The 1,180-nt window shown below is 42.5% G+C and carries 1 protein-coding gene; it reads right to left on the reverse strand.

The genetic code is table 11. The features are described from left to right. Positions 1-171: 171 nt before the first annotated feature. Complete coding sequence (nhaR, locus tag R7E00_RS24345) at positions 172-1,062, reverse strand: transcriptional activator NhaR (protein ID WP_318124806.1); 891 nt, start codon at positions 1,060-1,062, stop codon at positions 172-174. Positions 1,063-1,180 lie beyond the last annotated feature (118 nt).

Below are 1,180 nucleotides of genomic sequence, written 5' to 3' on the forward strand. Positions count from 1 at the left end.
AAATTTGGCTTTAAAGCGATACATCAATTTAACCCACCAGCAGTGTTCACTGGGGCTTTATCGACGAGAAATAATTTTGCTCACTAAACCAAGTATCTTGAATTACTTAGGTATCATTTAGATTTATATTTTTATCGATAGTAATCTATTTATTTGAGCAACGATACGGGTTTACTCAAACATTTGACTGAAATCAGCATCACATACGTTTTTTACCGCAGGATGCTGAATCATTCGCTCGGCGAAAATAACGTAATACTCTTCTTTCAAATCCTCAACATGACCGATCAACTGCAAGCTGCGGTCATCTTCGATTTCTGACATGTAAACCGTCGGCGCCAAAAAGATTACATCATCACGGTATCTCGCAAAGGCTTTCATCAACGCGACGTCATCAAACTCTCCCAAGACATCAGGTTGTAATCCTTGGCGATCAAACCATTGAATGACTTTTCGCCCCATCGCCGTTCGACTTGCTGGGATCAACAGCTTTTTCTTTTCCAAAATTTCAGGGAACTTCACGTCTGGAATGTCAGAAGATGCAAAGAAACTCATGCTACTCTCGCCAAGCTTCTTACTATAAAGGCCTGGGCTTTGCGTCGAGTCCACCGGGCAATCAGAAAGAATCATATCCAACTTGTGCTGCGATAGCCGTTCTAATAACAGTTCGTGCGTCGACTCGTAACAACGTAAGTGGATACTGTTGTCTTCAGGCACGGTTGTCATCAGCACTTTACTAACTAGCCGTATTGACAGCGCATCGGCGACACCAACTTCAAACAAAATGTTGGAGTGCTGACTGTAGTTCACAATATCAAGCATCTCATAGCTTAAACCAAACATACGATCCGCATATTTGAAGACCAATTGTCCGAGTTCTGTTGGTTCGACAGTACGGCCGTTTCGCTTGGTTAGCTTGCCTTTCATCCGCTCTTCAAGCGCTTTGATTTGCCCGGTCACCGTTTGAGGAGTGAGAAAAAGCGCATCCGCGGCCTTGGTAACAGAGCCTTGCTTGCACACCATCCAGAAGTAATAAAGATGGTTGTAATTTAGATGTGACATCGGCCAATTCCAGAAAAGAAGGTGATGCTTTTTATACCAAATGTGACAGAGACAGACAAGATACTCGGCAAAACCATCACTTTAACCAACTAAAATTAAGTTTTACCGAAAATACAAT

The organism is Vibrio sp. Vb1755, from assembly GCF_033338635.1.
Lineage (GTDB): Bacteria > Pseudomonadota > Gammaproteobacteria > Enterobacterales > Vibrionaceae > Vibrio > Vibrio alginolyticus.

What these genes read in the sequence shown, in the direction of transcription:
- nhaR (WP_318124806.1), bottom strand. Translation starts at nt 1,062, where the DNA reads ATGTCACATCTAAATTACAACCATCTTTATTACTTCTGGATGGTGTGC.